The 24,746-nt window shown below is 60.7% G+C and carries 20 protein-coding genes; 8 read left to right on the forward strand and 12 right to left on the reverse strand.

Features of this window, described 5'->3' with window-relative positions:
* Window positions 1-41 precede the first annotated feature (41 nt).
* Window positions 42-602: a sigma-70 family RNA polymerase sigma factor gene (locus BLV09_RS12490; RefSeq protein WP_244549064.1), complete on the forward strand. Its 561-nt coding sequence runs from the start codon at window positions 42-44 to the stop codon at window positions 600-602.
* Window positions 599-1,363, forward strand: a complete 765-nt coding sequence (locus tag BLV09_RS12495; RefSeq protein WP_146687500.1) for an anti-sigma factor family protein — start codon at window positions 599-601, stop codon at window positions 1,361-1,363. Before BLV09_RS12490 ends, BLV09_RS12495 begins: the two co-directional genes overlap by 4 nt.
* A 46-nt stretch (window positions 1,364-1,409) precedes the next feature.
* On the opposite strand, the gene hpnO is transcribed toward BLV09_RS12495, so the two are convergent.
* Window positions 1,410-2,801 (reverse strand): aminobacteriohopanetriol synthase HpnO, encoded by a 1,392-nt coding sequence (gene hpnO, locus BLV09_RS12500; protein ID WP_146687501.1) that lies wholly within the window; start codon window positions 2,799-2,801, stop codon window positions 1,410-1,412.
* 120 nt (window positions 2,802-2,921) lie between these two features.
* Between hpnO and BLV09_RS12505 the strand changes: the two genes are divergently transcribed.
* Window positions 2,922-3,563 (forward strand): DUF2147 domain-containing protein, encoded by a 642-nt coding sequence (locus BLV09_RS12505; RefSeq protein WP_167559069.1) that lies wholly within the window; start codon window positions 2,922-2,924, stop codon window positions 3,561-3,563.
* Here BLV09_RS12505 and BLV09_RS12510 read toward each other — a convergent pair.
* Complete coding sequence (locus BLV09_RS12510; RefSeq protein WP_146687502.1) at window positions 3,531-6,119, reverse strand: MMPL family transporter; 2,589 nt, start codon at window positions 6,117-6,119, stop codon at window positions 3,531-3,533. The two genes, BLV09_RS12505 and BLV09_RS12510, sit on opposite strands and share 33 nt — an antisense overlap.
* 424 nt (window positions 6,120-6,543) lie before the next feature.
* Here BLV09_RS12510 and ispH point away from each other — a divergent pair, with 424 nt between their 5' ends.
* Window positions 6,544-7,473, forward strand: coding sequence for a 4-hydroxy-3-methylbut-2-enyl diphosphate reductase (gene ispH / locus BLV09_RS12515; RefSeq protein ID WP_146687503.1), 930 nt, complete (start codon window positions 6,544-6,546; stop codon window positions 7,471-7,473).
* A 45-nt stretch (window positions 7,474-7,518) separates the two neighbouring features.
* The gene (gene hpnH / locus BLV09_RS12520; RefSeq protein WP_146687504.1) at window positions 7,519-8,679 is read left to right on the forward strand and encodes an adenosyl-hopene transferase HpnH; all 1,161 of its coding nucleotides are present in this window, start codon (window positions 7,519-7,521) and stop codon (window positions 8,677-8,679) included.
* Between the two features lie 197 nt (window positions 8,680-8,876).
* Here hpnH and BLV09_RS12525 read toward each other — a convergent pair whose 3' ends face one another.
* The 6 genes from BLV09_RS12525 to BLV09_RS12550 all read right to left on the reverse strand — a co-directional run bounded on the left by BLV09_RS12525 (window position 8,877) and on the right by BLV09_RS12550 (window position 15,034).
* Window positions 8,877-9,608 carry a phosphorylase gene (locus BLV09_RS12525; protein WP_100380753.1) on the reverse strand — a complete coding sequence of 244 codons (732 nt, stop codon included), beginning with the start codon at window positions 9,606-9,608 and terminating at the stop codon, window positions 8,877-8,879.
* A complete protein-coding gene (shc, locus tag BLV09_RS12530; protein ID WP_146687505.1) occupies window positions 9,605-11,569 on the reverse strand; it encodes a squalene--hopene cyclase in 1,965 nt (654 codons plus the stop codon). The genes BLV09_RS12525 and shc overlap by 4 nt, the downstream gene beginning before the upstream one ends.
* A 59-nt stretch (window positions 11,570-11,628) precedes the next feature.
* Window positions 11,629-12,882, reverse strand: a complete 1,254-nt coding sequence (hpnE, locus tag BLV09_RS12535) for a hydroxysqualene dehydroxylase HpnE (protein ID WP_146687506.1) — start codon at window positions 12,880-12,882, stop codon at window positions 11,629-11,631.
* Window positions 12,882-13,721, reverse strand: a complete 840-nt coding sequence (hpnD, locus tag BLV09_RS12540; RefSeq protein ID WP_146687507.1) for a presqualene diphosphate synthase HpnD — start codon at window positions 13,719-13,721, stop codon at window positions 12,882-12,884. The genes hpnE and hpnD overlap by 1 nt, the downstream gene beginning before the upstream one ends.
* On the reverse strand, window positions 13,718-14,596 hold the full coding sequence (hpnC, locus tag BLV09_RS12545; protein ID WP_146691094.1) for a squalene synthase HpnC: 879 nt from the start codon (window positions 14,594-14,596) through the stop codon (window positions 13,718-13,720). Before hpnC ends, hpnD begins: the two co-directional genes overlap by 4 nt.
* A gap of 192 nt (window positions 14,597-14,788) precedes the next feature.
* Window positions 14,789-15,034 carry a hypothetical protein gene (locus BLV09_RS12550; protein WP_100380748.1) on the reverse strand — a complete coding sequence of 82 codons (246 nt, stop codon included), beginning with the start codon at window positions 15,032-15,034 and terminating at the stop codon, window positions 14,789-14,791.
* A gap of 170 nt (window positions 15,035-15,204) precedes the next feature.
* Here BLV09_RS12550 and BLV09_RS38475 point away from each other — a divergent pair, with 170 nt between their 5' ends.
* Both BLV09_RS38475 and BLV09_RS12555 read left to right on the forward strand, forming a co-directional pair.
* Window positions 15,205-15,336 (forward strand): hypothetical protein, encoded by a 132-nt coding sequence (locus tag BLV09_RS38475; RefSeq protein ID WP_283806848.1) that lies wholly within the window; start codon window positions 15,205-15,207, stop codon window positions 15,334-15,336.
* 203 nt (window positions 15,337-15,539) lie between these two features.
* Complete coding sequence (locus BLV09_RS12555) at window positions 15,540-16,043, forward strand: hypothetical protein (protein WP_146687508.1); 504 nt, start codon at window positions 15,540-15,542, stop codon at window positions 16,041-16,043.
* Window positions 16,044-16,149: 106 nt separating this feature from the next.
* Here the strand turns inward: BLV09_RS12555 and BLV09_RS12560 are convergent, their stop codons facing one another.
* From BLV09_RS12560 to BLV09_RS12575, 4 genes are all read right to left on the reverse strand, one after another.
* Window positions 16,150-18,528 (reverse strand): efflux RND transporter permease subunit, encoded by a 2,379-nt coding sequence (locus BLV09_RS12560; protein ID WP_146687509.1) that lies wholly within the window; start codon window positions 18,526-18,528, stop codon window positions 16,150-16,152.
* Window positions 18,529-18,729: 201 nt separating this feature from the next.
* On the reverse strand, window positions 18,730-19,533 hold the full coding sequence (gene eutC / locus BLV09_RS12565) for an ethanolamine ammonia-lyase subunit EutC (protein ID WP_146687510.1): 804 nt from the start codon (window positions 19,531-19,533) through the stop codon (window positions 18,730-18,732).
* A 10-nt stretch (window positions 19,534-19,543) separates the two neighbouring features.
* Window positions 19,544-21,130 (reverse strand): B12-binding domain-containing radical SAM protein, encoded by a 1,587-nt coding sequence (locus tag BLV09_RS12570; protein WP_146687511.1) that lies wholly within the window; start codon window positions 21,128-21,130, stop codon window positions 19,544-19,546.
* Between the two features lie 149 nt (window positions 21,131-21,279).
* Entirely contained in the window at window positions 21,280-22,662 is a 1,383-nt protein-coding gene (locus BLV09_RS12575; protein ID WP_146691095.1) for an ethanolamine ammonia-lyase subunit EutB, read from the reverse strand.
* A gap of 315 nt (window positions 22,663-22,977) precedes the next feature.
* On the opposite strand from BLV09_RS12575, the gene BLV09_RS12580 reads away from it, so the two are divergent.
* The gene (locus BLV09_RS12580) at window positions 22,978-24,732 is read left to right on the forward strand and encodes a HAMP domain-containing methyl-accepting chemotaxis protein (protein WP_146691096.1); all 1,755 of its coding nucleotides are present in this window, start codon (window positions 22,978-22,980) and stop codon (window positions 24,730-24,732) included.
* Window positions 24,733-24,746 lie beyond the last annotated feature (14 nt).

Below are 24,746 nucleotides of genomic sequence, written 5' to 3' on the forward strand. Positions count from 1 at the left end.
GCCGGACATACACATTTTCAGCAAAAGCCGGGCAAGAGGCGATGCCGGTCACCACTTCGGACAATGATGCCGACAAAGCGCGGCGGTTTCGCGATGCGGCGCTTCCGCATCTCGACGATGTCTATACGCTCGCGCGCCATTTGCTGCGCGACGCGACCGACGCCGAGGATGCGGTGCAGGAATGCTATTTGCGCGCATTGAAGCATTTCGACAGCTATCGCGGGCCGGCGATGAAGCCCTGGCTGTTCGCCATCCTGCGCAATGTCTGTCGCGCCGAATTTGCGCGGCGCGCGAGTTCGCCGACCGGCGCGGTCAACGATGTGGCCGATAGCGAGGAGCAGACGCCGCTGTGGCACGAAGCGGAAGAGACGCCGGAGACGCAGATGTTGCGCCGCCGCGACGCGTCAACGATCCAGCAGCTCGTGACCGCGCTCGCCGAACCGTTTCGCGAGACGTTCGTGCTGCGCGAAATTCACAATCTTTCGTACCGCGAAATTGCCGACATCGTTGCTGCGCCGGTTGGCACGGTGATGTCCCGTCTCGCGCGCGCCCGCTCCATGCTGCGATCGGCATGGATGGCGGCAGAGGAGCAACCGAAATGACTTGCGATGAAGCAGAGATCCTTCTTCACGCGCTGATCGACGGCGAACTCGACGCCGGACATGCACGCGACGTCGAAGCCCATATCGCCGACTGCCCGCGCTGCGCCGCGCAGCTTGCCGCCTATCGCGAGATGAGCAAGGCCGTTGCAGACGCCGATCTGCATTATACGGCCCCGCTGGCGCTGCGCCGGCGTATCGAAGCATCGCTGCCGCAAACACGAGCATTACCGAACCGTCGTTCGGTGCTCAGAGGCTTCGCCATGGGCTCGGCGGTGTCGGCGATCGCGGCCACCGGTCTCGTCGCCATCGTGCTGCGTAACGATGACGACCAGCGCGTTGTCTCGGAGGTCGTCTCGGCGCATCTGCGATCGCTGCAGGCAGGTCATCTCATCGACGTGGTCTCCACCGACCAGCACACCGTGAAACCCTGGTTCAATGGCAAATTGGATGTTTCTCCGCCGGTGATCGATCTCACCGCGCAGGGCTTCACGCTGATCGGCGGCCGGCTCGATTATGTCGATGCCCGGGCGATCGGTGCCGTGGTCTATCGCCGGCGTCAGCACATCATCAACCTGTTCGTGGCCCAGACCGCCAGCACCGAGCACCGCGCCGCAAAAATGGAAACCATGCAGGGGTTCAACGTCCGACGCTGGAGCGAGCAAGGAATGAACTTCTGGGCGGTCAGCGATATCGCTCCCGACGAACTCGCCGAATTCGGCGAGAAGTTCGAGACGTCGCTGCGGACCAATTCCGTGGGCTAGCTCCAGGAACCGGCGAGATTGCAGATCGTGCTGTTACATCGTGCCGTTACGCCGTCTTGCGGACGGCGTTGTCGACGAGGGTTTTCCCGAGCGACCATATCGCACCGGGAACCTTGTGACTGGACGCGATGACGATATCGAACGCCGTCTCGATCCATTTGCAATCTTCTTCGGTGATGGTCAGCGATGGCAGCAGCTTGATGGTGTGGCTGCCATGGCCGGAGACCTGCGTGAGGACCTTGTGATCCTTGAACAGCGGCACGGTGATGAGCTGGCAGAACAGGCCCTTGTTGGCGGTCTCCAGCACGTTCCACGACGCCTTCAGTCGCAAGGACTTCGGCGGACCAAATTCGACGCCGATCATCAATCCCTTGCCGCGAACGTCCTTCAGCAATTCATAGCCGGGAACCATCCGCGTCAGCGCCAGCCGGAGCTCGGCGCCGCGCTTGGCGGCTGCTTCAACCAGCTTTTCCGACTTGATCACTTCCAGCGTTGCGATGCCCGCCGCCATCGCCAGATCGTTTTTCGCAAACGTCGATCCGTGCACAACCGCACGGTCCATGCGGTTGAATATCTTGTCGAAGATGTTCTTGCGGGTGAGCAGCGCGCCGACCGGGACATGACCGCCCGACAACGCCTTGGAGAGCAACACGATGTCAGGTTCGACATTCCAGTGTTCGACGGCGAGGAATCGTCCGGTCCGGCCCATTCCGGTCTGGATCTCGTCGGCGACCATCAACGTCCCGTACTTCTTGCACAGCGCCGCCGCACCCGGCAGGAACTCATCCGTGGGCATATTGACGCCCTTGCCCTGGATCGGCTCGACGATAAAGGCGGCAACCTGACGCGACGACAGCGCCTGTTCCAGCGCAGCAAGATCGTTGAACGGAATCGATGTGCATCCGGGCAGCAGCGGCTCGAATCCGCCGCGAAAGTTCGAATCATCGGTCAGCGAAAGCGCGCCGTAGGTTAATCCGTGATAGGAATGCGCGCAGTGTACGATGCCGGGGCGATCGGTGGCGCCGCGTGCGAATTTGATCGCAGCTTCGACACATTCCGCGCCTGAATTGGCAAAAAAGACCTTATCCAGATACGGCACATGCTCCAGCAAACGTTCCGCGAGCACCCCTGCGAGCGTCGAAACGTCGAGTTGCACGAGATTGGGCAGGTCGCTGTCGAGCACGCTCTTCAACGCCGTGCGCAGTGCCGGATGATTCCGGCCAATCGCAAAAACGCCAAAACCGCTCAGCAGATCGAGATAGCGAACGCCATCTCGATCGAACAGGTATTGGCCTTGCCCCTTTTGAAAGCCGACGTCGTAGCCGATCGTCTTGAGGACCCGAACAAGCTGTTCGTTCAGATGGCGGGTATGCATGGAACCGCGCTGTGACTGGCGGTCCACAAACATCTCGGAAACGTCTAGATTTGAATATAGCATTAGCTACATACTTCGGTTGATGGCTGCTTCGTCAACTGAAAACACTCAATGCGGCGTTTTGCCCACGATTTGACCAGCTCTTTGAGGTTTCAACAAATGTTGCACTGCCCGCGAACCGTCATCCGCACCCTAGCATATTCCGGAATTTTTTTGGCAACAGGTCTTGCGTCAGCTTTAGCGGCAGATCCGACCGGCGACTGGAGAGTGGCGGACGGAGTTGCCGACATCCGGGTGGCAGAGTGTAACGGAAGCATGTGGGGCGTGGTGGCGTGGGAGAAAATTCCGGGCGGCCATGACAAGAACAATCCCGATGTCTCAAAGCAGAATAGGTTAACGCTGGGGATGCCAATCCTGCTTGACATGAAGAAAAAGCCTGGCGCCGATGAGTGGGAAGGCCAAGTCTATAACGCCAAGGATGGACAAACCTACAGCTCCACGATCAAGCCAGCCGGCCCCGACCAGCTTGAAATCCGCGGCTGCGTGCTAGGCTTTCTCTGTGGCGGCGAAACCTGGACCCGCGTCGCGGGCTCGATTCCCAGCAGCCCGGTCAACAGCATGGCGAAGGGCGCAGCACCGAAGACGACGGGCGCGCCGCCTAAAACCGCGGCAACAGTCCCCCCAACCGCAGCTCCCCCGAAGACCACCGGGTCGGCCAATCCGGCTCCGAAAACGCAGGGTCAAAAATTGGCAACCGCTGCGAAGCCGAACGATCCGGTCGGCGATATCTGCCTAATCCCTGACATCGCGCGGTTTGCCCATTAAGGCAGGCTGAAACAACAACACCGCGGCAAGCGTCGTGACCAGCGAGAGCGCGAGCAGTTTGCCCATGCTCGCCGTGCCGGGATGACTCGACAGCCAGAGGCTGCCGAACGCCGTGGCCGTGGTTAGCGCGCTGAAAAAGATTGCTCGCGTCAGGCTCGACTGCAGTAGATTCGTTCTGCCCGCCCGCCAGGCCGTCACATAATAGATCTTGAATGCGACGCCGACGCCCAGCAGCAAGGGCAGTGCGACGATGTTGGCGAAGTTGAGCGGCAGCCCGATCAGCACGCAGATCTCGAGCGTGACAGCGCCGGCCACTAGCAGCGGAACCAGCGTCAGCAGCACATCGGTTATCCGCCGCAACGCCAGCCAGAGCAGAAGGCTGATCACGATCAGCGCAAACAGACCAGCATGAATAAAGGCCCTGACGACCGTCTCGCCGGATTTGAGGATCGATACCGGTCCACCGATCGCGGTTGGTTCGGCATTCAGAACGGCGCCGGCAAACTGGCGCAGCGTGTCGTTGTCGTTGGGATCGCCTTTCGGCAGCGCCTCGACGCGCTGCAGGCCATCCTTGGTTTTCCACGCGTTCACCAGATCGGGTGGCAGCGTCTTCAGGCTGACCGGTTGCGCCTGCAGCGAGTTCTTGAGCTGGTCGAGCACGATTTTCAACGGCGTCACAAAGATGGCCTGGGCCTTGTCTCGCGTCGCCTGATTCGATTCGGCAAGCTTTGACAGCGCATCCGCAAGCCGCCGGGACGCCACCGCGCCAGGGCCTTTGCCATCGCCGGCGGCCTTTCGCAGGCTCTCCGCCGATTCCTTCAGGGCATCGATATTCTCCTGATCGGACGGCGCGGCATCGATCGAATCCGGGTTCAGCGCCGGATTGAGAATCTTGGCACCCTCGGCGATCAGCTTCAATTTTGCCGGCTGGTCCTCCGGCACAAAACTCTCCAGCGACATGACGCGGAGCACTTCCGGCACCTTTTCCAGCCGGGCCTGAACTTTCCTAGCGTCTTCGTCGGAATTCACCAGCACATTGATCGCGTTGGCGCCGGTATTGGGGTCTTTTCTCAGATCGAGAAAGGTCGCGATCGACTCAACCTTGGGACTGCGCAGGTTGATCGGGTTGAAGTCGAACCTCAGAAAATAGAGCAGCGGCAGGCCGGCCACCGCGATCACGAGGGTGCCGACGATAATGATCACGCGATGCTTTTCGAGGAAATGGTCGAGCGGCGCCAGAAACGCATAACCGACGGGCTCTTTTTCTCCGGGAGGATTAAGCAAGCGCAACAACGCCGGCAGTACCGTAATGCTGGTAATAAACGCCACCAGCATGCCCACGCCGGCGATCTCGCCGAGCTCTGAAACGCCCTTGTAGTCGGTTGGCAAAAACGACAGGAATCCGGACGCGGTCGCCATCGCGGCTAGCGAAAGCGGGACCGCGACATATTCGGCTGCCTTCGCCAGCGCACCCGGCAGATCCTCGCCCTTGTAGCGCTCCGACCGATAGCGAACGCTGAACTGGATGCCGAAATCCACACCAAGCCCCACGAACAGAACGGCGAACGCAACCGAGAGCAGGTTGAGCGAGCCCACCATCATCAATCCCAGGGCGGTGGTGATCGACAGGCCGATAAAGAGGTTGATGAACACGGCGGAGATGATCTTTGCCGAATGCAGCGCCATCCAAAGAATGAAAAGTACCACGATCACGGTGCCGATCCCATTGACGACGGCGCCGTCCTGAACGGTCGCGAACTCTTCGTCGGCCATCGGAACCGGTCCGGTCAGCCTGACCCGCGCGCCATATTCGCCCGCGAGATTGAGGTCTTTCGCGGCCTGCCGGATCGCATCGGTCGCATCCTTGCCGGGCTCAAGCGCGTTGAAATCGAGGATCGGCTTGAACTCGATGAACGAACGGCGATCGGAATCGGTCAAAGGCTTGTCGCTGACGAGTTCGCGCCAGGAGAATGTCGCGGTGCCGGTTTTCAGCACATCCTCCACCGTCTTTGCGATTTGCGTGAACGGCCGCTCGGTGCTGTCCAGCTTGACCTGCCCGCGCTTGACGCCGGCAAGCCCGGTCTCCAGCGCGCCGGTCAGGCCCCGGATGGAGGGATCGCCGGCCATGATCTCGATCAACGGCGCGGCGGATGCGAACTGGCCGGTCAGCTCGCGGACCTCCACCTCCGGAAGGAACAGCAGTCCGTTCTTTTCAAAGAACGCGCCGGAGCCGAGCGGCTGTACGGAAGAAAAATGCGCGGTGTCGCCGGATAGCTTCTGCTCGAGCGCGGCGCTTGCAGTGCTGGTGAGTTCCGGGGTTGGGGCTTCTACTACCGCCAGGATCGTGCTGTCGCGATCGAACGCCTTGTCGAATTGATTGTCCCGCTTGCGCCAATCCAGTTTCGACGAGATCAGCGTATTGATGTCGGTATTGATTAAAAAATTCTGGGCTGTGTAGAAGCCCGCTGCGACCGCAAGGATCAGCGCGACGAGAACAACAAGAGGAGCAAACCGCGTACAAGTTTTAACAATCGATACGACAATACTTGTCAGCACATCTTTTCTTTCTAATCTAATAGCTAGCCGAAACGCTCGCTATCCAGCGAAGTTCCAGCGGCTGATTAACGTTGTTTGGATGCGTTTTGCTACGGGCGGCAGACAGATAGCGCAAGAGCTCGCCTTAATCTTCCCGTCGCGGGTATAATGCGGATCGACCTCCAGTAAAGTGACGAACAAGTGAGGGTTCCGCGGCTTCCCGTCACGGTTTCTCCGTATTATAATACCTATCTCCGTCAACCATGGCTGATCCTTTTTGCGATCCGCCTTTTCTAGCCGATCGTTTTTTGACACAAAGCCCAGTGCCTCCATGCGCTTAGGGCCGGAATGGATGCAAATTGAGGCATGGTGCAGATATTGCAGCTATCCGAGCGGCACGGAGATACCAAAATGAGGTTGGTGCAACTTGCGTAACGGAAGTCCCATGGAAGTGTATCTCGCGCAACCCCGCGGATTTTGTGCCGGCGTCGTGCGGGCGATCGAGATCGTCGAACGCGCGATCGAGAAGTACGGTCCCCCGGTCTATGTGCGCCACGAGATCGTGCACAATAAATACGTGGTCGAAAGCCTCAAAAACAAAGGCGCCATCTTCGTTGAGGATCTGTCGGAAGTGCCGCCCCGTGCCGTGACGGTATTCAGCGCCCACGGCGTGGCCCGGAGCGTGGAGGAGGAAGCTGCGGTGCGCGGCCTGCCCGTCCTCAACGCGACCTGCCCGCTGGTCACCAAGGTCCACAATCAGGGCAAACGGTATATGTCCAAGGGACGCGCCCTGATCCTGATCGGCCATGCCGGCCATCCCGAGGTCGAGGGAACCATGGGCCAGGTTCCCGGCCCCGTGCTGCTGGTCCAGGATGTCGACGATGTGGCGGCTTTGACCCTGCCCGCGGACACCCCGGTGGCCTACATCACCCAGACCACCCTGAGCGTGGATGACACAAAGGACATAATTCTCGCCCTTCAGCAGCGATTTACAGACATTCAAGGCCCCGACATCCGGGATATCTGCTATGCGACACAGAACCGCCAATCTGCGGTAAGGGATCTCAGTAAGCTCGTGGACGTCATTCTGGTGGTGGGCGCCACCAATAGTTCCAACTCAAACAGGCTCCGCGAAATCGGCACCGAGGCCGGCGTTGCGAGTTATTTGATTGCCGACGGAAGCGAACTGAACCCGGAATGGCTGAAGGATGCAAAAGCTGTCGGCATTACCGCCGGTGCTTCGGCGCCGGAAGTTTTAGTCGACGATGTGATCGAGGCGTTGAGGCGTATCGGGCCGGTTGCGGTGTCTGTGCTTCCCGGCCGGGAAGAAAATATCGAGTTCCGGCTTCCGGCTGAATTGACGGCAGCGAATTAACGACGGGCTGATCCACCTCTACCAAGTCCAGAAAGAAAACTCGTAATGGCAATACCGTTCTTCAAGGAAATGCGTATCGGCGGTTATCTTCTCAAGCAGAAAATGCTGGGCCGGAAACGCTATCCGCTGGTGCTGATGCTTGAGCCCTTGTTTCGCTGCAATCTAGCATGCGTGGGCTGCGGCAAGATCGACTATCCCGACGCGATTCTCAATCGCCGCATGTCGGCGCAGGAGTGCTGGGATGCCGCCGACGAATGCGGCGCGCCGATGGTGGCGATCCCCGGCGGCGAGCCGCTGATTCACAAGGAAATCGGCGAGATCGTGCGCGGCCTCGTGGCGCGCAAGAAATTCGTGTCGCTGTGCACCAACGCACTGCTGTTGGAAAAGAAGCTCGATCTGTTCGAGCCGTCGCCCTATCTGTTTTTCTCGGTGCATCTCGATGGTCTGAAGGAGCATCACGACAAGGCCGTCTCGCAGAAGGGCGTGTTCGATCGCGCCGTCTCCGCGATCAAGGCCGCCAAGGCCAAGGGATTCACCGTCAACGTCAACGCCACGATCTTCGACGGACACGCGGCGGAGGAGATCGCCAAGTTCCTCGACTTCACCACCGAGCTTGGTGTCGGCGTTTCGATGTCGCCGGGCTACGCCTATGAGCGCGCGCCCGACCAGGAGCACTTCCTCAACCGCACCAAGACCAAAAAACTGTTCCGCGACGTGTTTGCGCTCGGCAAGGGCAAGAAGTGGAACTTCATGCATTCCGGCCTGTTCCTGGACTTCCTTGCCGGCAATCAGGATTATGAATGCACCCCGTGGGGCATGCCGGCCCGCAACATTTTCGGCTGGCAGAAGCCCTGCTATCTGCTCGGCGAAGGCTACACCAAGACCTTCAAGGAGCTGATGGAAACCACGGACTGGGAAACCTACGGCACCGGCAAGTATGAGAAGTGCGCGGACTGCATGGCGCATTGCGGTTATGAGCCGACGGCAGCGAACGCGGCCCTGACCAATCCGCTGAAGGCGATGTGGGTGGCGCTGCGCGGCGTGCGGACGACCGGCCCGATGGCGCCCGAGATCAATCTCGATAACCAGCGTCCGGCACAATACATCTTCTCGTCCGAAGTGCAGAAGCGGCTGTCGGAAATCCGCCGCGACGAGGCTGCGGCGGCGCAATTGAAGACACAGCAAAAGGCGTCGACGGCCGCCTGAGCTGGCCCCCTCTCGGTTCTGATATTGAATTAGAACCGAGGCTCTAGCCTTTGATTTGATACGCTTTTCCAGAGCGATCCTGTATCTGCCTCGCTCGAAAACGCTTTAACTGCCGACCCAAAACAAAACAGGGCGCGATAGCGATCGCGCCCTGTTTTCGTTCGTCTTCATTTCAAGCTGGAAATTGCAGTAATTTCTCAGAGATCGGCTGTGACGAGGCCCTCGCCGCCCATCAGAAAGCCTCGGCAGCCACGCAGGCTGCGCAGCGCGCGGTTGAAATCGATCCCGGTCGAAACCAGCGAGCGCAGCGTCAGCGGATTACGCGCGACCCCTCGCAGGACCTTGCGCAGATCAATGTCACCGTTCGGCTTGATCGCATTCCTTGCCAGCGCCGGCAGAGCGCGGTTGGCAGGGTCGCTGATGACACGCAACGCCGCGAAGGGAAGACCCGCCTCGTCGGCGTAGGCCGCGGCGATATGGCTTTCCATATCGACGGCAGCGGCTCCCGTCTCCGACCACAGCGCAGCCTTTTTGGCTATGCCGGCGATGACCTGCTCGACGCCCGCCAGGCCACCCCTGACGACGCGGCGGCGGCCCAATGCGATGTTGGCAATCAGCTCTTCATTCAGCGCCGAACCGGCCAGCCATCGCGTGTCACCGGCCAGAACTTCGGTCGCCACCACGATATCGCCAGATTTCAGGGCAGGATCCAAACCGCCTGCCACGCCGAAACTAATGACGCCCCGGAATGTTGATGAATCGAGCGTCGCAAGCAGCGACCGCAATTGCTGGGGATCGCTACTGCTGCAGATGACGATCATGCCTGGGCCGGCTGCAATCCGCGCCTCCTGCACCAAACCTGTCACAATTAAAACCGGCCGCGGGTCGATTGCACTGCCCGCGGTCTCGCCCCCAATCCCCAAATTCACATCCCGACCCCTACCACCCTGCTGTTGGTGCTATTCAAATTTCGATACCGCGCTAGCGCCCAAAGCGGAAAGAACTTCGCATAGCCATGATAACGCAAGTAAAACACCCGCGGAAAGCCCGTAGCCGTATATCGCTGCTCGTCCCACAGTCCTTTTTCGGTCTGTGTGCTTTTTAGGCACTCCACCCCACGCCTGACAGCCGGATTTTCGACCTCTCCGGCCGCCATAAGACCAAGCAAAGCCCATGCCGTCTGCGAGGCGGTCGTGGGTGCACCCTCAAATCCCTTATAATCGAGTCGGTAGCTGACAGCATCCTCGCCCCAGCCGCCATCGGCATTCTGTATCGAAATGAGCCAATCGACGGCTTTGCGAATCATCGGATCCTGGTGGTCGACCCCTGCGGCATTGAGCGCGCACAGGACCGACCAGGTGCCGTAGACGTAGTTCAGCCCCCAGCGGCCGTACCAGGACCCCTCCGCAAGCTGGGTTCGCCGCAAATATTCGATCCCCTCGGCAACCGCTTTGCTGGTTTTCGCGGTCTCGCCGAGCTGCGCCAGCATCGAGAGGCAGCGCGCGGTCACGTCTTCGGTCGGCGGATCGAGCAGCGCGCCGTGGTCCGAAAACGGGATGTTGTTGAGGTAGTATTCGAGGTTGTTGACGTCGAAGGCGGCCCAACCGCCATCGCGGCTCTGCATGCCTTCGATCCACTCGCGGCCGCGGGCCATCGCGGTATCGTATTCCCGGCCGCCAGAGTGGCGCACGGCGCGATCCATCGCCATCACCACGACCGCTGTGTCGTCGAGGTCGGGATAATAGGCATTATTGTACTGGAACGCCCAACCGCCCGGGCGAACCTCGGGGCGTTTGACCGCCCAGTCGCCCTTGATATCCAGCACCTGCTTCGGCAGCAGCCAGTCGAGCCCCTGTTTGGCCTGCGACAGCGCATCCTCGCTGCCGGCCTCAAGCAGCGCATGGCAGGTGAGCGCGGTATCCCACACCGGTGAGACGCAAGGCTGGCAATACGCCTCGTCCTCGCCGATCACCAGGAGCTTATCGAGCCCTCTTCGCGTGACCACACGCGGTGGATAATCCGCCGGTTTGCCGAGCGCCTCGTACATCATCACGGCGTTGGCCATCGGCGGAAAGATCGCGCCCAAACCGTCTTCGCCGTTCAACCGCTCTTCAATGAAGGCGATCGCGCTGTCGATCGCGCGGGCGCGCAGTTTTTTCGGAAACACAGGCTCGATCACCCGCAAGATATGGTCGAGCCCCCGGAACAGCAGAAACCAGGCCCAGCTCTGGTGCGGCGCCTTTGCCGTCATGCCGATGCTGCGCGGATCCTGCAGGAACAACTCGTCGATGCCGACGCCCTTGGGATTTTTCGCGCGCGGCTTCAACGCCGCCAGCACCATCAGCGGCACCATCGTGGTCCGCGCCCAATACGAAATCTTGTTGAGATGAAACGGCGACCACATCGGCAGCAGCATGATCTCGACCGGTAACACCGGCACGCTGCGCCATGTCGTCACCTCGAACATCGCCAGCAGGAAGCGCGTGAACACGTTGCTGTGGATGGCGCCGCCGCGCGAGCGGATGGCCTCGCGCGCCCGCACCATGTGAGGCGCATCGACGGAATCTCCGATCATCTTGAGCGCGAAGTAAGCCTTCACGCTGGCGCTCATGTCGAAGGCGCCCTCATGAACCAGCGGCCAGCCGCCGTGAGCGCCCTGAATCCGGCGCAGGTAGTTTGCGATCTTGGCTTCCAGCGCCGCGTCGACCGGTTCAGCCAGGTAATGGCGCAGCAGCACATATTCGGCCGGGATGGTGCAATCGGCTTCCAGCTCGAACACCCAGTGTCCGTCGGGCTGCCGGAAGTCCAGCAAAGCGCGCGTCGCCGACGCAATGCTCGCCTCCAGAGCGGCGTCGGTGGCGACGCCCATCATGTCATTGCCGGAACGCATCTTCAGCGATATCCCCGTAATTGTACCCGGTTTCGTCGGAAACCGTTTGCCTCTCCCGATCAGCCCCGCGGCATGGCGAGGACAAGGTCGGCGGCGCGGTCGCCCGACCGCACCGATCCCTCAATGGTTGCCGGCAACCCCGTATCAGTCCAGTCTCCGGCGAGAAACAGGTTTTTCCAATTGGTGACCGGCCCCGGCCGCAGCGCGTTTTGTTCCGGCGTGGCCTCGAAAGTCGCCCGGCGCTCGCGCACGATCTGCCAGGGAGGCAATTCACCCTGCACGCGGGCGGCCTTGCAGATGTCGCTCCAGATCGCCTGCGCGAGTTCCTCGCGCGGCATGTCCACCAGCCGGTCGGCATTGCTGATGGTCACCGACAGCCGCTGGGGAAACGCAAACAACCATTCGACCAGTCCGCCCACGACCCCCAGGATCGGCGGCGCATCCTTGGGCGGATCGAAGCGGAAATGCGCGTTGACGATCGCGCGGAATTTCGACGGCGTTTTCAGGCCGGGCAGCAGCGAGGCCGCGGGGCGTGGCGGAACGGCCATGACCACCGCGTCGCCAGGCGCGAGACCAATGACGTCGTCGCCAAAGTTCAATTCTCCGACGCGGCCTTCGGCCATACTGAACGCGCGCAACTCGTGTCCGAACCGGATGCTGGCGCCTTTGTCCTGCAGCAGCTTGATCGCGGGCTCTACCAGGACCGCGCTCAAGCCATCGCGCGCAATCAGCGGCCGGCAGGCCTCTCCGCCCGCCAGCAGCGTCTCGCGCACCACCGCGCCGGCGAGCCCGGCCGAACCTTCCGGCGGATCGACATTGAGCGCAGCCAGCAACAGCGGCTGCACCAGCCGCTGATAGAGGGTGCCATCACACGGAATCGTCTTGCCTACCAGTTTGTCAGGACCCGCCCAGACCAGGGGCGTCAGTGCGAGATAATCAAGCAGTCCGGTATCGGGAACGCGGCGCGCCTGATCGAACACCCACAGCGGCAGCCGGCTGTCTCCGAGGTCGAGCTGCCAGCGCTGGCCCGTGGTCAAATCGACAAATGGAAATTGCGCGCGCTTCGGCCCGACCAGTCCGGCCTCGGTGCCGATCGACTTTGCGTAGGCGACCGCATGACGGTTGCCGGAGAGCAGGAGGTGATTGCCGTTATCGATGGTCAGGTTGGTCGCTGCGTCAAAATAGGATCGGCAGCGGCCACCCGCCTGTTGGGTCGCCTCGTGGACATGCACTTGGTAGTTCGCGTTGGCCAGCCGAACGGCGGCCGACAGGCCCGAAATTCCAGCGCCGATGATATGAACGGATTTTTGCATCAGATGAAGGCGTAGCGAAGAATGATAGCGAACTTGGCCATCTTGTTGAGGCGCACGGCCGGCCGGGGCAGCGCGAACCCTCTTTCGACCAGCAATTCCAGGATCGCGCGATAATATTTCGACATGATCCTCGGGGCGCGCACCACGCGCCGCGAATTGCGATTCATGACCTCGTCAGCTTTCTCGAAATGGCTTCGTGCCCGTTCGACCAGCGGCGCGCAGACTTTCGGCAGCGCCGGCTCGGCAACGACCTTGAGCGGATCGTTGCTGGTGATCCCGGCATGCAGCAGGCCTTCGAGCGGCAGATAGAGGCGGCCGATCGAAGCATCTTCATCAATATCGCGCAGGATGTTCGTCAATTGCAGCGCGCGGCCGAGATGATGCGCAAGCAGGATGCCGTCATTTTCCCCGAGACCGAACACCCGCACCGACAGCCGCCCGACGGCGCTGGCGACGCGGTCGCAATACAGATCGAGCGTTGCGAGGTCCGGCGCGCGGATATCCTGTGGAATATCCATCTCCATGCCATCGATGATGGCCAGAAAATCTTCGCGCTTCAGACCGAAGTGACGAACCGAGGCGACATAGTCCTGCAACCGCGCAGGCGGGTGGCCTTGATACAGCGCGTCAATGTCGTCGCGCCACCGCTGGATTGCAGCCAGCCGTTCCGGCCGCGGTCCCTCGGAATCCGCGATATCGTCGACCTGCCGGCAAAAACTGTAGATCTGAAACATCGCCTCGCGCTGTTCGCGCGGCAGAATCCGCATCGCTGCGTAAAACGAACTGCCGGAAGCTGACGTCCCGTCACTCGGGTTGGCTACCGCCGCGTCGAGCGTCATGCGCCGGCCGCCGGATTGGACACCGCGCGGCGTCCGACCGCGCGCCGAGCCATCTCGCCGGCCATCCCGCCGACGCTATACGCAAGCAGTTCAAGCGGCCCCAGATGGACCGTCTGGCTCAGGGGGTCGCGCACTTTCAGAAGACGGACGATCCTGTCGGCAAAGCTCTGGATCACCGAGATCTCAAGCCCGAGCCGAAAATCCTTCACTTCGGCGCTCAACGACTTGCTTTCGTCGAGCAGCGCCTCGGTTCGCACGGCAAGCGAATGCAGGCATTGCAGCAGGGGCGCCGATGCCCGTTCCCGTCCAAGCTCCTCCACGGATGCGCCGGCGGCAGCCAGCGCGTCGCGCGGAAGATAGACGCGGTTGAGATTCTTGTAGTCCTTGGCGCAGTCCTGAAGATGATTATTGATCTGCAGGCCGGCGCACAGGGCGTCGGACGCGGCCCAGGTCGACGTGCTCTCGCCGTGAACGTCGAGCATGAAGCGCCCGACCGGCATCGCCGAATATCGGCAGTAGTGAACCACTTCGTCCCAGTTCTCGTAACGAAGCTTGGTCACGTCCATCCGGAAGGCGATCAGGACATCGAGGGCATGGCGCGGCGGCATCGACCGCTCCGCCAGTGCGCGGCGGAGGTTGACGGCTTCCGGCTGGCTATCGCCCTGCCCCAGCAATTCGGCTTCGAGCAGATCGAGATAGGTGAGCTTGTCCTGCTCACCGAGCGTTGCATGATCGGCGACATCGTCGGCGGTCCTGACGAAATTATAGAATGCCAGGATCAGCGCCCGGTGACGCGGATGAATGATCCACGACGCGACGGGAAAGTTCTCGTCGCGGTGAGTCTTGCCGGATCGCAAATCGCTCGCGGTGGTCATCAGGAACTGGCTACATTCGTCGGGGTGAATTGGCATGCGGCAGCCATCCGCGCAAGCAGATGGATCGCGAACCCCATATAGGGGAATACGTCGCCAAAACCAATGCTGTCTGCGATTTCTCGCAGACCCAGGCCGCGTCCAAATTACACCGGGAAAGGGCCTGCGACAGCGATGACCCGCCGCAAATAGAGCCTACTGCCCGTGGTTTTTCAGCACCTGATCGCAGGCCTTGGTTATCTTCGTGCGATTTTGCTGAAGGCAGGCCAGAATGGTGAAATCACCCTGATCGATCACGGCGCGGCAGTGGCGCTGAACGTCGCGCGAACAAGCTGCCTGCTCCTCCGGGGTGCCGCTGCGCTGCTGCGGCTGCTGCTGGGCTATCGCACTGGTGGAAACGGACATCGACAACAGGGACAGGGCGAGGAAAAACTTATGCATTGTGTTCCTTCATTAGTAACGCGGAGAATCCCCATCCGATAGCACAGGGCTGAGCGGGAAAGCTCACTTAGATTGCAAAGGCCGCGAACTTGCGGCGACGAGTGGACCAAAAGCGCTGGTAAATGCGGCCAAATTTACGGCGGCACGCCTTTGAATACCGGGTCTAACGCATGAACTCCAATGACACGCATAACCGATTGATCACAAATGATTATTTATTGATGATGATTTTACTCGTCATCGGCCCCGCAGACACCAGCCGCTTGCGCTTCAAATCCGGCGAATATCTGAAGGTTTTTTGACGCAGCCGAACAAAAAAACGCCATCCGCCTGCGTTCCGGTTTGTGTACTTTAAAGATATCAATCCGACGCCATGGCCAATTGTCGCGATTGGAAGGCCGCGGGGATTGTCCATTTGAACCTAACACATCGCAGCCAACACCAAGTCTTCGATGCGGCGAGACGTCACTCGCATGAGACGGCAATTTGAACGGGAAAAATCGATATGAAACTGCTTGTTTCCAGCCTGTTTGGACAGGCCATCAAAGCCGCGACCGTTGGCGCCGCACTGATGTTGTCGATATCGGCAGGCCATGCACAGTCATCCAGCCCGTTCGCCGGTTTTGACGGGGCCTGGTCGGGCAACGGCACCGTTGCGCTTTCGGACGGAACCACCGAGCGCATCCGCTGCAAGGCCGATTACAAAGTCAACGGCAGCGGATTGGGTCTGAAACAGAGCCTCCACTGCGCCAGCGACAGCTACAAGTTCGATCTCAGCAGCGACGTGACCAGCCAGGGTGACCGGATTTCCGGCAACTGGAGCGAGGCAAGCCGAAATATTTTCGGCAATCTGCAGGGAACGGCGGGCGGCGGCCAGATCGAGGTGTTCGTTGAGGCCAACGGGTTTGCCGCGAACCTGACGTTACGGACCAGCGGTAACAGGCAAACCGTGCAGATCAGCTCCAAGGGCGAGATCCGCGGCGTCAACATCACGATGGTGAAGAGCTGAGCCTTTTTGAACGAAAGCCTGCCGCGTCAAAGCCCGATATTCAGAGCCTGACTTCCGATTGGAACCGAGGCTCTGAAGCAGCTTTTCCCGATTTCTCGTTTCCTGCTTACTCGGCCGCTTTCGTGTGAGCCGCCGTCCCACGAAGCCTGTTCGACAGATTGATCAGGAACATCGATGTCGGGCGCAGGATAAACAGATCCGCGATCAGGGCCGCGACCATCGCAAACGCACTGAGCCAGCCGAACAGACGCAGTGACGGCAGGTCTGAAAATACCGTCACCACCAGACCGCAGGCCAGCACGACAGTGGTCAGGATCAGCGCCGGGCCGACCAGCACGGTGGCGCGCTCGACCGCCAGTTCAGGACTGATACCCGGGGTACTCTCGAGTCTGAGCCTGTTGAGGAAGTGAATAGTCGCGCTCAGTCCCAGACCAAAGGACACCGTGAGAGCAACGACGCTTGCGAATTGCAGCCCCTCGCCGAGCAACCACAGCACCGTGCCGGACAAGACCACCGGGAAAATGCCTGGCAGGACGCATGAGAACATCACGACCACCGAGCGGAATGCGAGTCCAATGAAGATCGCGACCAGTGCGAATTCAATGGTCAGCCCCCGATTGAGCTTTTCGATCATGCTGGCGCTGTTGCGCGCCGCGATCGCCGAAAGGCCAGTGACGGCGATCTCATAGCCCGGATGCTTTTGGCGGACCACATTGAGCGCGGTATCCAGCTTCTCGACCACCGGCAGGATCTGGCTCGAATCGAGGTCAGGCACTCTGCCCGACACCACGACGGCCTGTTGATCGGCCGAGATAAAACGCCGGACCAGATGTTCCGGAATCAAATTGACGTATTCCTTCAACGTCGCGACATCGTCGCTGCCGGCTTTCTCGGCGAGCCAGCGACGCAGCGTCTCGAGCGACCAGACATTGCCGACACCGGCCTGGGTTTCCACGGTTGCGTGAACATCGGCGATCGTCTGCAACGTCTCCGGCGAATAAAGCGATTCACCCTTGGGGAATTCAACCAGCACATCGATCGGATTGGCGCCAGTCAGCTTCGCATCGAGGCGCCCGCTCGCCGCAACCGCCTGCTGCTTGTCCGGCACCTGATCGGCGAGCCGGTAACGCGGCTGCAGATTGGCGTAGACGCCGGCCAGACCGCCGACAATTATCAAAGCGATCAGGCTGAACAGGCCGGGGCGGCCGACCATCCGCACTGCGATCCAGTAACAGAAATTGCGCAATGCCTGAACGCCGGCATCGGCGCTCTGGAACTTGGTGGCGAAAACCTTCTCGTTGCGCACGAACAGCACACCGAACACCGGCACCAGCGAGAGCACCGCGATCAGAGCGATGATGGTGGCCGCGAGTCCCGCCTCGCCGAATTTTCGGATCAGGTCGGAATCCGAAAATTGCAGGGCGATAAACGATATCCCGGCCGTACCGTGCGTGAGCACGCAGGCCGGCCCGACCACGAGCACGGCGTTCTTGAAAGCGGTATATTTGTCCTGACCCGCGATCAGGCGATCGCGCGCCGCGAAGGTCAGCTGCATCGAGTCCGAAAAACTGATCACCATGATCAGCGGCGTCATCACGTTCAAAAACATATTGAGATTGAAATTGGCCCATCCGAGGCCGCCGAGCGCGAGCAGAATCGCGATCATCGGCGGAAAGGCGGCGACCACCATGAACGATATCTTGCGGAAGAAGATGATCGCGATGAGGCATCCGGCCAGAATACCCAGGATGTTATAGGTCAGCCCGTCGCGCTCGACCGCGTTGCGGATTTCGAGCTGCATGACCGGAACGCCCGACAGCTCGGCCTTGAGTCCGGAGCCTGCGAGATCATCGGCCATCAGCTTCCTGATATCGCCGACGGTCTTGCTGAGCTTGTTGCTTGCGACCACCTCGGGCTCGAGCGACAGCACGATCAGCGCCAGCGTGCCGTCTTCGGACAACAGCTTGCCGCGAATGATCTCGTTGCTTTTGACGGTTTCGATGAACTTGTCGTAGTCGGCGCCTTGCGGCAGCTCCGTCGGAAATAGCGCGGCGGGCAGCTTGCCCGGCGCCGGCGCCTGCCGGGCCGAGAACAGCGAAATCAGGCCGCGCGTGCCGTCGACGAGTTGCAGATCGGTGACGAGATCGCGCAGCTTTTCCAGGTTGCTGCGCTCGAGCAGCGTTTTGCCTTCGACCACGACCAGCACGTCGAATTCCGTCGCCGGGAAGCGCTTGGTCTCCGCTTCATACTGCTGGTAGTCCTTGGAATTGGAGCGGAACAGCTGGCTCAGCGAATCGTCGATCTTGATGCGGTGAATACCGAAGATCGCTGCGACAATCAGGGCAACCAGAATGATGCAGGACAGGATCGGCGCCCGAACGGCAATGAGGCCGATTCGCTCCAGCCCGAAAGCAATGCTGGGCCCTGTCGGCGGCTGCTCGACCTTCTGGACATGGACTTCATTGTCGCTGATCTTGTCGAGCATGCCTTGTCCAATTCTCACATCGGCTCAATTTATATAGCTTAAGTTCCGGGGCGCGAATGAGGCCTCAGATGGGCCGTGTCCGATTGGCGCTAGTCCTTGAAAACATGCGGAAAATTTGCTGAGCCGGTCTAGCAGGTCTGTATGGCCTCTCGCAAGCGCGGCCGGCAGCACAAAATCGCTATCAAAGTGGCGATAATGGCTTCAAATTTCGGCTTTGTCGTGCTCGCCCGGATGCACAGCGATTCGCTGCGGCGTTCCAGCGCCGCTTTCGTCTTTCAGCGCAACACCGGTGACTTCCCGGGCGAGGCCTTCGCGGGCCAGCCACGCGATCTTCGAAGCGGCTTCTTCATAGCCAAGTCCAGCGCCATGAATGTTCGACACACAGTTGCGCTCGGCATCCGTGAGACCGATTCTCGGCCCGAACGTCAGATACGCTCCCAGACTGTCCGGGGTGGAAAGGCCGGGCCGTTCACCGATCAACATCACAATCATGCGCGCGCCAAGGATGGCGCCGATCTCATCGCCCAACGCGACCCGCGCGCCCGACGCGACGACGGCACAGCCGATGTCGATGCTGCAGGAGTTCAGCAATGGGATCAGGCGTCGCACCAGTTCGATCGCATGGTTATGCACCGCCGCTGACGACAGACCGTCGCCGACAACGATGGCAAGCTGACATGGACCACCGCCTCTGTTCGTCAGCAACTGCTGAGAAGCCTGGTCGAGCATGCGCCCCAGATCGGGCCGCCGCAGATAGTCCTTGCGGCTGCCCGCGCGACTGCGGACCTCAAAGGTCTCGAGACCAAGACTGCTAAGGCCCAGCATCACCGCGGATGTATCAAAAGCGGCATGAACGGCGTCGCGGGCGCGCGCATGGTCCAGGGTAAATTCGAGCAGCGCATCGGTCGGCATGCTCGCCCCACTACGCCCCAGTCCGACGCGTGCGGGTGTGAGATTGCGCAGATCGCGCAACGTTCGTCCCGGCGGGCCAGCTGTCATCGCCATCAGCGCTTCACTACTCCGCCGGAACGGAGGCTTCCTGCAGTTTGAGCGAATAGTAGGACGCGTTGGTGTGCCCGCCCGACGCGTCGCGGGCAAACATGATCAGATGATGGGCGACCATAATCGAACTGATGAGATATTCGATCTCGCCGCGGACAAGACGCCTCAAGGCAAACTTCCAGAATTCGCGCTTGTAATCGCCGAGCACACCGACCTTCCAGAAGATGTTGCGAAGCATCGTGAGCCCGAGCTTGATGTTTTTCCACGAACTCCGCGCGCGCGATGGCGGAGGCTGGATCCGGTGCGGATAGGTTTGAGTGATCTGATATTCGTAGCGCTCCAGAAGTTTGTCCGGCTGGTAGGCGCTGCCCATGCAGGCGCGCCAGGTCGTCACGACATCCTCATATGGCAGCTTGAAGTCGACATTGGAATCGCGGCTTTCGTCCTCGATCAGCCGGTTCTCGCGCTTCAGCCGATCCCACAGCGGCGTTTGCGGCAATGCCTGCAACAGATTGATGGTCAAGAGCGGGATTTGCGACGCGTCGATGAATTCGAGCAAATGCTGTCCGGTTTCGGGCTTGTCGGTATCGAGGCCGAGGATGATGCCGGACACCACCTCCATGCCATAATTGTTGAGCGTGTGGATCGCTTCCATGATGGGAACCATCATGTTGTGATCCTTGTGCATCGCCTTCAGCGCCACGGGGTCCGGTGTCTCGATGCCGCAGAAAATGGTCCCGAAGAACGCCTCGCGCATGCCTGCCAGGATTTCCGGGCGCTTGGCGATGTTCAGCGTCGCCTCGCAGGAAAAGCGCAGCACATAGCCGGTCTTCTTCTGCCATTCGATCAGATGCGGCAGCAGATCGAGCGCGGCCTTGCGGTTGCCGATGAAATTGTCATCGACGAAATAGACCGAACCGTTGATGCCGCATTCCAGCAGCTTGTCGAGCTCGGCCGTGATCTGCTGCGGGGTCTTCAGACGCGGATTGCGGCCGTAAAGCCCGGGGATGTCGCAGAACTCGCACTGATAGGGGCACCCGCTGGAATACTGGATGCTGCCGAGGAAGTATCGCTTGATCTCGGCGAGTTCATAGGCCGGGATCGGAAACTTGGTCATGTCCAGGCGATCGGCGGTCTTCAATACCACCTGTTGCTCCGGACGTGATGGATCGCGCGACAACCTTGCGATCAGATCGTCGGTCGCATCGCCGAGCTCGCCGACATGGAGATAATCGAACGAGGGGTAGTAATCCGGACAGGCGCTGACCGAGGGACCGCCGATCGCGACCGCCAGATCGAAAGCATGCGCGCGGCGGCAGATATCGTTCATCTGCTGCCGCTGGATATGCATGCCGCTCACGAAAACGGCTTCCGCCCATTCAAAGTCTTCCTGTGTCGCCGGGCGGATGTTTTCGTCGATGAAGCGGACCGGCCAATGCGCGGGCAGATAGGCTGCGATCAGCAACAGGCCCTGTGGCGGCATGAAGGCCTGAACGCCGTCGGTCAGCGGATAGGCGTATTCGAATGTGCCGAAAGAAGACGTATAGCGTGGAAAGACGCACAGAATGCGCCGCACGTTCTCTATGCCTTCAACTCGCATCAAGCTTCCTCTGCAACCGCAAAGCTGTAGTGGCTCCGCAATTGATCATGTTCAAAGCTGGGCTACAAATCCCTCAACATTGTGGCAGCTATGCCAACCCGCAACGGCCCGAATGGTTGCGTTGCGATGATCCACCGGATTCCTGATCGTCAGGAGACAAGCCGCGAAGCGAAATCGGGTAACAGGCCAGTGTTGCCGGCGAGGCGATAGCCGGCATCGGCAAGGCCGGTGCGAAACAGCCAGTCGTCGAACTCGGGAGCCCGCTTCAGGCCGAAGAGATCGCGGACATAGAGCGCATCGTGGAATGACGTGGACTGGTAATTGAGCATCACGTCGTCGGCGCCTGGCACCCCCATGATGAAGGTCACACCGGCGGCGGCGAGCAGCGTCAGCAGATTGTCCATGTCGTCCTGGTCGGCTTCGGCATGGTTGGTGTAACAAATGTCGACGCCGAGCGGCAGCCCGAGCAATTTGCCGCAAAAATGGTCCTCCAGCCCGGCCCGAATGATCTCCTTGCCGTCGTAGAGATATTCGGGGCCGATGAACCCGACCACGCTGTTGACCAGCAAGGGATCGAACGCGCGGGCGACGCCATAGGCGCGCGCTTCCAGGGTCTGCTGGTCGACACCGTGATGGGCGTTGGCCGACAGCGCGGACCCCTGCCCGGTCTCAAAATACATGACATTGTTGCCGACGGTACCCCGCCGCAGCGACTGTCCCGCTTCATGCGCCTGCTTCAGCAGCGCAAGATCGATCCCAAAACTCCGATTGGCCGCCTGCGTTCCGGCGACCGACTGAAACACCAGATCGACCGGCAAACCCTGCTCGATCAGCCCGAGCGTGGTCGTCACATGGGCCAGAACGCAGCTCTGTGTCGGAATCTGCAACCGCGCAATAATGTCGTCGAGCAGCCGCACCAGCCCGCCGATCACAGCCGGATCGTCGCTTGCCGGATTGATGCCGACGCAGGCGTCACCCGATCCCAACAGGATGCCGTCGAGGATCGATGCCGTGATGCCTTTCGCGTCATCGAACGGATGATTCGGCTGCAACCGCACGCTCATTCGCCCGCGCAGGCCAATCGTGTTGCGAAACCGCGTGGTCACCTCGCATTTTTTGGCCACCAAAATGAGATCCTGGTTGCGCATCAGCTTTGAAACCGCCGCGGCCATTTCGGGCGTCACGCCGCGCGACAATGCCTGAAGCGCCGCGCCGGTCGCGGCGTCGGACAGCAGCCAATCGCGGAACGCGCCTACGGTCAGCGAAGAGATCGCTGCAAAGGCCGCCTTGTCATGCGTATCGACGATCAGGCGGGTGACCTCATCGTCTTCATAGGCGATGACGGTTTCATCCAGGAATTTTTTCAGGGGAACATCGGCCAGCGCAATCCGCGCCGCGATCATTTGCTGCGCACTGTCCGCAGCGATCCCCGCCAGCCGGTCGCCGGAGCGCGGCGGCGTGGCCTTGGCCAGGAGATCGCGCAGATCATCGAAAACATAACTGGTGGCGTCGATGACGTGGCGATAGACCATGGCAGCTCCGAAGCCGTCATGGCTTCCATGCACGATATTGATCGCCGACAGTACCATCTTCGTCGAGGGAAGCCGGGCCGCAAAATCCGGCATCGTTTGCTCGGCGCGAGCGCAGCACCCAAACGCCGATCCAGCCCGGCGAGCCTCGGGTTCCAATTTAAGGAACCCTTAAATCTCGAACAAGCCATTGATATCGAAACTAAATTTGTATGTCACACAGGCTTCGCAAATTAAGAATTTGTCCATGAAAATACTGCATAATTTTTAGACGGCCGAGCTCACGGCCTCTGTGGAGAGATCGTGATGCCCAAGGAAATGAAATCGCCCCGCCCCCTTTCTGTCCGCGCCCTGATGTCGGGGTTGTCGCTGGCGGCCAGGCTGTATTCGGTCTTTGCTCTGTTCGCGGTTCTGACCGCGGCGATCACCGCGCTGTCCGATTACAACTCCCGCCGGAATGCGGAGCTTACGGAAGCCGTCGAGACCGCCAGCCGGGCCGCGCTCAACGTTCAGCATGTCAATTCGCTGGTCTACGCGGTCGTGATGGAATCCCGCGGCGTCTATATGTCGACCGATACCGCCGGCGCCAAGAAGTTTGGCGACGGGCTTCTCAAATTCAACGACCAGATTCTTGCCGTGGTCAAAAACTGGGAATCCCTCGTTCGGGCCGATGACGCCGAACAGTTCGCCGTCTTCAAGAAGCGCATCGAACAATTCATTGAGTTCCGTAAGGAATTGGTTCGCCGCGGCGTCGAGATCAGCCCCGCCGCGGGCCGCGAGTGGGGCGACAACGATGCCAATCGGGAAGTGCGTTCCGCGCTCAACAAGGATCTTGAAGCGCTTTCCAGGGTCTATGCCGAACGCAGCAAGCGGCTGGCCCAGCAAACCGACGCCAACCACGAACTGGCCTTTCTGCTGACCTGTCTCGGCGGTCTCGCGCTCGTCGTGGTCATCATCGGCGTCCTCATCATCTCCCGTTCGGTCGCGCGGCCGCTTTCGGCCATCACGGCGACCATCAAGCAGGTCGCTGGCGGTGCCGATCATGTCGAGGTTCCCCATACCGATCGGGCGGACGAGATCGGTGCTTTGGCGCGGGCCATCCAGATCTTCCAGGAGGCGATGAGCCGCAACCGCAATCTCAATTCGCAGGTCCTGGCGGACTCCAAGGCGCGCGAAGAACGAACCCGGCATATCGAGACGTCGGTGGAGACCTTCCGCGAAGCGATGGCCGGCGTCATGCGCGCGGTGACCAACAGCGCCACGACGATGCGCGAAACGGCGCAGTCCATCGCCCAGGTGGCGTCGGATGCTAGTGGACAGGCGGTCGTCGCTGCCGGCGCCACCGAGCAGGCTTCACAGAGCGTCAATGCCGTCGCGGGTGCTGCCGAAGAACTGTCGGCATCCGTCGAGGAGATCAGCCGTCAAGTCCATCAGTCCGCGGTCGTCGTCGAACAAGCCGGTCAGCGCACGGATAAGTCGGTGGCTGAAATTGAAAGTCTGGCGGCCGCGACCCAGCGCATCGACGGTGTCCTCAATCTGATCCAGACCATCGCCGAGCAAACCAATCTTCTGGCGCTGAACGCGACGATCGAGGCGGCCCGCGCCGGCGACGCCGGCCGCGGCTTCGCGGTGGTGGCGCACGAGGTCAAGGCTCTGGCCGAGCAAACCGCCAAGGCGACCACCGAAATCGGCCAGAACGTCAGCATGATCCAGACCTCGACGCGGAGCGCGGTCGATGCCGTGCGCGAGATCGGCGGCGCGGTCCGCAATATCAACGAGGTTACGTCGAGCATCGCCAGCGCCGTGGCAGAACAGGATGCCGCGACGCGTGAGATCTCCAAGAATGCGCAAATGGCGGCTCAGGGCAACGAGACGCTGGTCGTCAATATCGGCTCGCTCGGCGACGCCATCGGCGAGACCACCAAGGCCGCAAGTTCAGTCCTGTCGGCATCCAGCGACCTGACCTCCACGGCAGAAATCCTGTCGCGTGAAATCGAAAAATTCTTCCGCAATCTTCGCGCTGACCCGCATGAGGGTCATGGCCGCGACGCCGCGCGGCCGGCTGCCGCCTGAAACGCAGTTTCAAC

This window comes from Bradyrhizobium canariense, from assembly GCF_900105125.1.
Classification (GTDB): Bacteria; Pseudomonadota; Alphaproteobacteria; order Rhizobiales; family Xanthobacteraceae; genus Bradyrhizobium; species Bradyrhizobium canariense_A.

Bases quoted from the DNA above. Each gene is read 5' to 3' on its own strand.
- BLV09_RS12560 (WP_146687509.1), bottom strand. From the start codon at position 18,528: ATGCTCGACAAGATCAGCGACAATGAAGTCCATGTCCAGAAGGTCGAG.
- BLV09_RS12550 (WP_100380748.1), bottom strand. From the start codon at position 15,034: ATGCATAAGTTTTTCCTCGCCCTGTCCCTGTTGTCGATGTCCGTTTCC.
- BLV09_RS12555 (WP_146687508.1), top strand. From the start codon at position 15,540: ATGAAACTGCTTGTTTCCAGCCTGTTTGGACAGGCCATCAAAGCCGCG.
- ispH (WP_146687503.1), top strand. From the start codon at position 6,544: ATGGAAGTGTATCTCGCGCAACCCCGCGGATTTTGTGCCGGCGTCGTG.
- hpnH (WP_146687504.1), top strand. From the start codon at position 7,519: ATGGCAATACCGTTCTTCAAGGAAATGCGTATCGGCGGTTATCTTCTC.
- hpnE (WP_146687506.1), bottom strand. From the start codon at position 12,882: ATGCAAAAATCCGTTCATATCATCGGCGCTGGAATTTCGGGCCTGTCG.
- BLV09_RS12495 (WP_146687500.1), top strand. From the start codon at position 599: ATGACTTGCGATGAAGCAGAGATCCTTCTTCACGCGCTGATCGACGGC.
- hpnC (WP_146691094.1), bottom strand. From the start codon at position 14,596: ATGACCACCGCGAGCGATTTGCGATCCGGCAAGACTCACCGCGACGAG.
- BLV09_RS38475 (WP_283806848.1), top strand. From the start codon at position 15,205: ATGAACTCCAATGACACGCATAACCGATTGATCACAAATGATTATTTA.
- hpnO (WP_146687501.1), bottom strand. From the start codon at position 2,801: ATGCTATATTCAAATCTAGACGTTTCCGAGATGTTTGTGGACCGCCAG.
- shc (WP_146687505.1), bottom strand. From the start codon at position 11,569: ATGCGTTCCGGCAATGACATGATGGGCGTCGCCACCGACGCCGCTCTG.
- BLV09_RS12570 (WP_146687511.1), bottom strand. From the start codon at position 21,130: ATGCGAGTTGAAGGCATAGAGAACGTGCGGCGCATTCTGTGCGTCTTT.
- BLV09_RS12580 (WP_146691096.1), top strand. From the start codon at position 22,978: ATGAAATCGCCCCGCCCCCTTTCTGTCCGCGCCCTGATGTCGGGGTTG.
- hpnD (WP_146687507.1), bottom strand. From the start codon at position 13,721: ATGACGCTCGACGCGGCGGTAGCCAACCCGAGTGACGGGACGTCAGCT.
- eutC (WP_146687510.1), bottom strand. From the start codon at position 19,533: ATGGCGATGACAGCTGGCCCGCCGGGACGAACGTTGCGCGATCTGCGC.
- BLV09_RS12490 (WP_244549064.1), top strand. From the start codon at position 42: ATGCCGGTCACCACTTCGGACAATGATGCCGACAAAGCGCGGCGGTTT.
- BLV09_RS12575 (WP_146691095.1), bottom strand. From the start codon at position 22,662: ATGGTCTATCGCCACGTCATCGACGCCACCAGTTATGTTTTCGATGAT.